We start from the raw sequence: 8,580 nt of genomic DNA, 5'->3' as shown, positions 1-8,580 counted from the left end.
GGCTTTGCCCGGCCGCAGGTGCCCGTCCCCTGGAAGGGGAAAAGGCGCGACACGAAGTGCGCGTCCGATAGGGGTGAACCAATCTACCAATTCCAGAGGGTCCCGTCGTGCTGCAGGCGGTTCACCGGCAGGTAGGCGCGCTGGTACGGGTATTTCGCGGCGAGCTTCTCGTCGATCTCCACGCCATGCCCCGGCGTTTCACCGCAGTGCATAAAGCCCTTGTCAAAACGATAGCTGTGCGGAAACACCTCATCGGTCTGCTCGGTGTGGCGCATGTATTCCTGCACGCCGAAATTGGGCACCCAGGTGTCGAAGTGCAGCGCTGCGCCCATGCAGACCGGTGACAAATCGGTCGCGCCGTGGCAGCCCGTGCGTACCTGGTACATCGCCGCAAAGTCGGCAATGCGCCGCAGGTGGGTGATGCCGCCGGCATGCACCACCGTCGCGCGGATGTAGTCGATCAGCTGGTTCTGGATCAAGTCCTTGCAGTCCCAGATGGTGTTGAAAATCTCGCCTACGGCCAGCGGTGTAGTCGTGTGCTGGCGGATCAGGCGAAAAGCCTCCTGGTTTTCGGCCGGCGTCGCGTCCTCGATCCAGAACAGGTGATAGGGCTCCAGTGATTTGCCCAGCCGGCCCGCCTCGATCGGTGTCAGGCGGTGATGCACATCGTGCAGCAAATGAATGTCCGGCCCGACGGCGGTACGCACCGCGTCGAACAGCTTCGGGGTGTGCAGCAGGTATTTTTCGCTGCTCCAGTCGTGTTCGCTGGGCAGGTCCGCATCAGCCGGTTCGTAAAACAGCGTGCCCTTGCCGACGCCATACACCTTGTCCAGGCCCGGCACACCGCTCTGCGCGCGTATGGCCTGATAGCCCATCTCCTTGTAGCGCAACACCTCTTCCACGGTCTGCGCAATGTCTTTCCCATTGGCATGCCCGTAGACCATCACGCCGGTGCGGCTCTTTCCGCCCAGCAGCTGGTACAGCGGCATGTTGGCGGCCTTGGCCTTGATGTCCCAGAGGGCGGTGTCGACTGCGGCGATCGCGCTCATGGTGACCGGGCCGCGCCGCCAGTAAGCGCCCTTGTACAGGTACTGCCAGATGTCCTCGATCTGGTGCGCATCGCGTCCGATCAGGCAGGGGATGACATGCTCGGTCAGGTAGCTCACGACAGACAGCTCGCGCCCGTTGAGCGTGGCGTCGCCGATGCCGGTCAGGCCTTCGTCGGTTTCTATTTTCAGGGTGACGAAATTGCGGCCGGGGCTGCAGACGATGACGCGGGCGTTGGTGATTTTCATGGTGTTCGGATGGGGTGGGAGTGAAGCTGGTCCAGGGCGGCCAGCATGCCGCGCTGGTTGATCTGGGCCAGCCAGTGGGTCATGCGGGCCAGCCAGCGCGCTTGCTGCGGCAGGGCCTCGCCCCAGATGGCCGGCAGCGTACCCAGGGCTTGCACTGTCGCTGCAGCGTCACCGCTATGGGCGAGCGCGAGGGCTTTCAGCGTTTCGGCCATCGGGTCGCTCATGGCGTAGGGCTGCCCCTGCTCGTCGCTGCCGCGCAGGTAGCGCATCCAGGCTGCTCCTGCAAAAGCCAGCCGTTCCACGGGCTGGCCCGCATGCAGGGCATCGACCACCGAAGGCACCCAGCGCTGCGGGATCTTCTGCGAACTGTCAGTGGCGATCTGGTGCACCTTGTGCTGCAGCTCGGGGTTGGCAAAACGTGCCAGCAGCGCGTCGCGGTAGGCGGGCCAGTCCGGGCGGTTGAGCTGCGGGCCGATCTCCTGCGTCATCAGGCCGTGGATGAAGCGATGCACTGCAGGCCGCGCGATGCAGTCGCTGACGACAGGCCAGCCCGCTACCGCGCCCATGCAGGCCATGGCCGTGTGRCTGCCGTTGAGCATGCGCAATTTGGCTTCCTCAAACGGCGCCACATCATCCACCACCGTGACGCCGGCAGCCGCCAGCACGTCGCCGTCCGCAGGGGCGGCAAAGCGGCGTTCAATCACCCATTCCCAGAAAGCTTCGGTGCCCAGTGCGGCCTGGTCAGCCACGCCGAGCGCCTGCCCGGCAGCGGCCAGGCGCTCGCCGGTTGCGGCCGGCACGATGCGGTCCACCATGCTGTTCGGGAAGGCGCAGGCGGTGCCGATCCACTGCGCCAGCGCCGGATTTTCCTTTTGTGCGGCATCGACGCACAAAGCCTGCAACTTGCGGCCGTTGTTTGCCAGGTTGTCGCAGGAAGCCAGCGTCAACCCCGGCAGCCCCGCCGTATGGCGGGCTGCCAGGCCCTGCACCAGCAGTTGGGCCAGTTCCGGGGCGTAGCCTTTTTCAGTGACCGTCAACGTGACCCAGCGGGTAGACGGCGCGGCCAGCGCCTGCACCACCTGCGCCGGCTCGCGGGCGGCCACGCAGGTTTGCCAGATGGCGCCGCCGACCTGCCACTGCACGCCGGTGCTGCTGGCAACCTGCACGGCATACAGGCCGTCCTGCGCGGCCATGGCGTCGGCCAGCCCGGTGCTGCGCATGGCGACGCCCAGCACACCCCAGCGCGCATCACCACGCTGCAGCAGGGAATCGAATACCAGTGCCTGGTGCGCACGGTGAAAAGCGCCCAGGCCCAGGTGCACTACGCCCACAGTGCCGCGGCGTGAGTAAGTGGGGACGCCGATGCCTCGCGTGGCGATTTCCGGCAAAGCGCGGGTGTTCAGCATCGCGCGCTCAGTCAAACTGCAGGCCGCCGTTGAGGTCCAGCACCTCGCCGGTGATGAAGCCGCTCATCGGGTGGGCCAGGAACAGCACGCAGTGGGCGAACTCTTCGAGCTCGCAGAAGCGGCCCACCGGTATCTTCTGGCGCAGCTCGGCTTGCCGCTCGGCACTGACCTGCCCGGTCAGCATCTGGGTCTTCACAAAGGTCGGGGCGAGCGCGTTGCAGGTCACGCCGAACGCGGCGTATTCGCGGGCAAAGCTGAAGGTCAGCGAGATTACGCCGCCCTTGCTGGCAGCATAGGCTGGCAGCGGCGACAGCCCCCCGGTTTTGGCGCCATAGGACGATACGTTCACGATGCGGCCAAAACCACGTGCCTTCATCCCGGGCGCCACACGCTGGCTGACGTAGAAGACACCGTCGAGGTTGATGCGCAGGGTCTTGTGCCAGAGCTCCGGCGTGGTCTGTTCGCAGTTGGCGTATTGCAGGAAGCCGGCGTTGTTGACGCAGACGTCGATGCGGCCAAAATGCGCTTCAATGGCGTCGCAGGCGGCGTGCACCTGGGCCTGCTCGCTCACGTCCATGGTGAAGCAGGCCAAACGGTCACCATACGCGGCAAGCTCGGCGGCCACACGTTCGGTGCCGAGGTCAGTGGCCGCTACTTTGTAGCCGGCGGCCAGCAGGGCACGCGCCGTGGCCAGGCCCATGCCGGCGTTGGCGCCAGTGACAAGCGCAACCTGGTCTTGAATCGGTGGCGTCATGGTTTTTCGGTGAAATTGAGGATCATTTTGGCCGCTGGACCTTATAGAGACTGCGCGAGCAGCTACTGATTTGATAGCGTCCAGCGTTCAATCCGGCACATTTACGCCGACCTTCTGGCCGGCTGCGACGATTTCGCGCCAGGTTTCGCCGTCCATTTCAATGCCACCCTGTTCGCGTTCAAGCCGCGCGCGGCGTTCCGGTTCACCGGCAATCTGCACGGCGTCCACACCGTCGGCCGGCGGGCTTTTGCGCAGCCATTCGACGAAAGCCAGCGCTTCCATTTCCAGGGCCGATTGGGTGCCCAGCTTGCCCGGGTCAATCAGGATCGTGAGCATGCTGTTGTAGACCGCACGTGCGCTGCTTGTGGGGTGGTGCCAGGTGCCGCCGCCAGTAAGCGCGCCGCCCAGCAGCTCGCACGCCACCGCCAGGCCGTAGCCCTTGTGCTCGCCGAACGGCATGAGCGCGCCAAAAAAACCGTTCGGCTGCGGCACCACCACCACGCCGGGGTTGGTGGTGGGCTGGCCGTGTTCGTCGATCAGCAGGCCCGGCTGGACGGATTTGCCCTGGTTGTGCGCCACGCGCATCTTGCCTTGGGCCACGCGGCTGGTCGCGAAATCGAGAATGAAGGGCGGCTGGTCCTTCAGCGGTATGCCAATACAGCAGGGATTGGTGCCGTAGCGTCCGTCCGCGCCGCCCCAGGCAGCGACGACCGGCCGCGTCATCACGTTCACGAAGTGCAGCGACACCAGCCCCTGGGCCACGGCCATCTCGGCGAAATGGCCGATGCGCCCCAGATGGTGGGACTCGGCCAGCGCCATGATGCAGCTGCCATGGGTTTTGGCACGTACCATGCCGAGCGCCATCGCCTGCTCGCCGATCGACTGGCCGTAACCGCGCTGGCCGTTCAGGCTGAGCAGCGAGCCGGTATCGAGCAGGGTTTTGACCTGGGCGTTGGGCGTCAGGCCACCTTCGAGTACGGCATCGACGTAGCGCGGAAGCATGCCGATGCCGTGCGAGTCATGGCCGCTCAGGTTGGCCATGACCAGGTTGGCGGCGATTTTTTCCGCTTCGGCGGCCGTGCTGCCGGCTGCTATAAAAATAGTAGCTGCTTGCGCCCGTAGATATTGGGCTTGAAGCACTTTTTGCATGTGAAAAGCCCTTACATCACCGCGCCGACTTGCCAGGGCACAAATTCGTTTTGCCCGTAGCCGTGCTTTTCGCTCTTGCTCGGTTCGCCCGATGCGGTGGCCAGCACCATCTCGAAAATGCGCTGTCCCATCTCCTGCACCGTCACGCCGCTGTCGATAATCTCGCCGCAGTTGATGTCCATGTCCTCTTCCTGCCGATGCCACAGCGCCGAATTGGTGGCGAGCTTGAGCGAAGGCGAGGGCGCGCAGCCGTAAGCCGAACCGCGGCCGGTGGTAAAGCAGATGATGTTGGCGCCGCCAGCCACCTGGCCGGTGGCGCTGACCGGGTCGTAGCCCGGCGTGTCCATGTAGACAAAGCCGTGGTCCTTCACGGGTTCGGCGTATTCATAGACAGCCTCCAGGTTGGAGGTGCCGCCCTTGGCCACCGCACCCAGCGACTTTTCCAGGATGGTGGTCAGGCCGCCGGCCTTGTTGCCGGGCGACGGGTTGTTGTTCATCTCCCCCTCGTTGATCTGGGTGTAGTGCTCCCACCACTTGATGCGCGAGATCAGCTTTTCGGCGATGTCGGGGCGAACGGCGCGCCGCGTGAGCAAATGTTCGGCGCCGTAAATTTCGGGCGTTTCGCTGAGGATGGCTGTGCCGCCATGGGCCACCAGCAAGTCCACCGCCGCGCCGAGCGCCGGGTTGGCGCTGATGCCCGAATAGCCGTCGGAGCCGCCGCACTGCAGGCCGATGGTGATGTGCGCGGCGCTGCACGGTTCGCGCTTGACGGCATTGGCCTGCGGCAGCATTTCCTTGATCATGGCGATGCCCTTGGCCACCGTCTTGGCCGTGCCGCCCGTGTCCTGGATGCTGAAGACGCGCAGGGTTTCACCTTCGCGCAGGCTGCCGTGGGCCAGCCAGGCATTGATCTGGTTTGACTCGCAGCCCAGGCCCACCACCAGCACGCCCGCGAAGTTGGGGTGCGTGGCGTAACCTGTCAGCGTGCGTTGCAGGATCTGCAGGCCCAGGCCGTCGCTGTCCATGCCGCAGCCGGTGCCATGCGTCAACGCCACCACGCCGTCGACGTTGGGAAAGTCTTTCAGCGCTGCAGGGTTGTTCTGCCGCGAGAAATGGTCGGCAATCGCCCGCGCGGCGGTGGCTGAGCAGTTGACGCTCGAGAGAATCCCGATGTAATTGCGGGTGGCGACACGGCCGTCCGGCCGCTTGATGCCCATGAAAGTCGCCTCGCGCCTGGCTGGTGCCGGCTTCACGTCGGCGCCGAATGCGTAGTCGCGCGTAAAGTCGCCCTTGTCGGGGCCCATGTTGAGGTTGTGCGTGTGCACGTGCTCGCCGGGCGCGATGGGTTTGCTGGCAAAACCGATGATCTGGTTGTAGCGCCGCACGGGCTCACCCAGGGCCAGCGCGCGCGTGGCGATCTTGTGGCCGGCAGGAATCAGGCCGCGTACGGTGATGTTTTCGACCTCGGTGCCGCCCACCAGCTGGGCTCGGGCAATCAGGACATCATCGGAGGGGTGAAGGCGAATAAACGGTGTCATTGGTTTGAAGTTAGAAGCTGAACGTCACTTGGTTAATTGGAGACCCCCAGTTAGTGAAGGAGGCTATGGCTTCTTTGATAGCCTCAATCACTTTTTCACGGGACATTTGAAGGTCATTCGGGAAATCAACAGGGTGGGCTAATTCCCAAGGGTAAAACTCTTTCCCATCTTTGATGTGGGTTTTACAGCTAAGTTGTAGTGACAACCTGACCCCCTTCACACCGAAGATGAACCACATCAAATGATGAGTATCTTCGCCACCGCGATAAGTCTGCAGAAAAAACATCTCTCGACCGCGATCAATGGTCCACTTATATGGCCGCAGGGGACGCCCAATCGGGTCTCGCATCTGATCGTGCCCAATTAGTTGTTGATCCTCTACAGAAATCAGTTCTGTTACGAAAGCCATTTAATACTTCTGTGTTTATCGGGGGGCCATCGCGGAACCGGCTTCGCCGGGCCGCAGTTGGTGCCCCCTCGAAGGCGTCTCAGGGTGATTGTTTCACTTTCAGTAAAACATCTTCGGCAACCAGAGTACCAATTTGGGGAAATAGGTGATGATGACCAGGCTGCCCAGCAGCGGGAACAGCCAGGGCAGGATGGCGATGGTGGTCCGTTCCACGGAAAGTTTGGCCACGCGGGCCAGCACAAACAGCACCATGCCCATGGGCGGATGCAGCAGGCCGATCATCAAATTGAGCACCATCACCAGCCCGAAGTGGATCGGGTCCACACCCAGCTGCGTGGCAATCGGCACCAGGATTGGCACCAGAATCGTGATGGCTGCGGTCGGCTCCAGGAAGCAGCCCACAAACAGCATCAGCAAATTGGCCAGCAGCAGGAAGACCCAGGCCTCCTTGGTGAAGTCCAGCACCCATTTGGCAATGTCGGTGGTCACGCCGGTGGCGGTGAGCATCCAGCCGAAGATCGATGCCGCGGCCACAATGAACAGCACGGTGGAGGTGGTCTCGACCGTATCAAGGCAGACCTTCACAAAGCTCTTGAAGGTCAGCGTGCGGTACCAGGCAAACCCGAGGATCAGCGCCCAGACGCAGGCGGCAATCGCGCCTTCCGTGGGGGTGAAGATGCCGGTGGTCATGCCACCTATCAGCAGCACGGGCGTCATGATGGGCAACACGGCCTGAAAATTGAAGGCCTTGTCGGCCGCAAACAATGCCGCCAGTGCGACGGCCACCGTGATCTGCGGCGGAAAGTTCAGTTTGCCGATCAGCAGCCACAGCAGCAGCGGCCAGCCGACGACCACGGCGGTCTCCACCAGCGCCTTGTTCAGGCGGCTCCATGCGAAGGGAACATCGGCGCCCCAGCCGTTCTTGTGTGCGAAGTAGGCCACTGTCAGCATCATCAGGATGGCCATCATGACCCCCGGCAGGATGCCCGCCAGGAATAGCGCGCCGACGCTGACATTGGCCATCATGCCGTAGATCACAAAGGGCAGGCTGGGCGGAATGATGGGGCCCAGCGTGGCCGAGGCCGCCGTCACGCCCACGGCAAACTCGGTGCTGTAGCCGTGGTCCTTCATGGCCTTGATCTCGATGGTGCCGAGGCCGGCGGCGTCGGCAATGGCGGTGCCGCTCATGCCGGCAAACACCACTGAGCCGACGACGTTGACGTGGCCCAGCCCGCCCTTCATCCAGCCGACCAGCGCCAGTGCGTAGTTGTAGATGCGGTTGGTGATACCTGCGTTGTTCATCAGGTTGCCGGCCAGGATGAAGAACGGCACGGCCAGCAGCGGAAAGCTGTCGATGCCGCTGACCATGCGGTGAACCACCACAAAGGGCGGCGAGCTGTTGGTGAACAGGATGTAGACCAGCGACGCCCCGGCCATGGCCATGGCCACCGGCAGGCCACCGCTCATCAGGAAGAGAAAAATAACCTTCAACATTCAGCGGTCCTCCATCGTGGATTCAGGGCGTTCCAGCACGCTGTAGCCGCGCTGCAGGTGGATGCGCATGACCCAGATCGAGCGCACGGCCATGGCCGCAAACCCCACCAGGCAGACGCCGTACACAAGGTTCATCGGCAGGTCGATGATGGTCATCTTGTAGTTGCCCATCTTGTCCATCATTTGCCAGGTCAGCACGACCATGGCGCCCAGGAAGGCGATGCGCAGCACATCGGTCAGCAGGGCCATGGCCCGGGCCAGCCAGGTGGGCATGAAGCGGTAGAAGAAGTCGACCTGGATATGGTTGTTCTTGGCCACGCCGATGGCGGCGCCGACGAATACCGTGGCAATCAGCAGGTAGCGTGCGATTTCTTCCGTCCAGGCGGCGGAATCGTTCATTACATAACGCGTGAAGAACTGGTAGAAAACCGTCAGGCCCAGTGCCCAGAAGAAAAACAGCGCCGCCCAGGCTTCAACGGGCGTGCCGGACAGGTCAACTGCTTCATCCGTGGCGTGGAACTCGCCGTCGTCGCCC

The 8,580-nt window shown here is 63.3% G+C and carries 8 protein-coding genes; all 8 read right to left on the bottom strand.

Annotated elements, in window-relative coordinates; translation table 11 throughout:
* Positions 1–83: 83 nt before the first annotated feature.
* Positions 84–1,295, bottom strand: a complete 1,212-nt coding sequence (manD, locus tag AC1DWI_RS06970) for a D-mannonate dehydratase ManD (RefSeq protein ID WP_457281192.1) — start codon at positions 1,293–1,295, stop codon at positions 84–86.
* Positions 1,292–2,701, bottom strand: coding sequence for a mannitol dehydrogenase family protein (locus tag AC1DWI_RS06965; protein ID WP_477668485.1), 1,410 nt, complete (start codon positions 2,699–2,701; stop codon positions 1,292–1,294). Before AC1DWI_RS06965 ends, manD begins: the two co-directional genes overlap by 4 nt.
* 7 nt (positions 2,702–2,708) lie before the next feature.
* Positions 2,709–3,455 (bottom strand): SDR family NAD(P)-dependent oxidoreductase, encoded by a 747-nt coding sequence (locus AC1DWI_RS06960; protein ID WP_477668484.1) that lies wholly within the window; start codon positions 3,453–3,455, stop codon positions 2,709–2,711.
* Positions 3,456–3,542: 87 nt separating this feature from the next.
* Positions 3,543–4,604 carry a malate/lactate/ureidoglycolate dehydrogenase gene (locus tag AC1DWI_RS06955; protein WP_477668483.1) on the bottom strand — a complete coding sequence of 354 codons (1,062 nt, stop codon included), beginning with the start codon at positions 4,602–4,604 and terminating at the stop codon, positions 3,543–3,545.
* An 11-nt stretch (positions 4,605–4,615) separates the two neighbouring features.
* Complete coding sequence (locus AC1DWI_RS06950; RefSeq protein ID WP_477668482.1) at positions 4,616–6,142, bottom strand: UxaA family hydrolase; 1,527 nt, start codon at positions 6,140–6,142, stop codon at positions 4,616–4,618.
* Positions 6,143–6,152: 10 nt separating this feature from the next.
* A complete protein-coding gene (locus tag AC1DWI_RS06945) occupies positions 6,153–6,551 on the bottom strand; it encodes a hypothetical protein (RefSeq protein ID WP_477668481.1) in 399 nt (132 codons plus the stop codon).
* A gap of 99 nt (positions 6,552–6,650) precedes the next feature.
* Positions 6,651–8,045: a TRAP transporter large permease gene (locus tag AC1DWI_RS06940; RefSeq protein ID WP_477648930.1), complete on the bottom strand. Its 1,395-nt coding sequence runs from the start codon at positions 8,043–8,045 to the stop codon at positions 6,651–6,653.
* Positions 8,046–8,580, bottom strand: a 535-nt coding sequence (locus AC1DWI_RS06935; RefSeq protein WP_477724586.1) for a TRAP transporter small permease, incomplete at its 5' end; no start/stop codon positions are given.

The sequence above is a fragment of the Polaromonas sp. P3_C2 genome (assembly GCF_056402675.1).
Note: the sequence above shows the minus strand (reverse complement) of the source record. Positions and strands in the feature narration are given on the sequence as shown.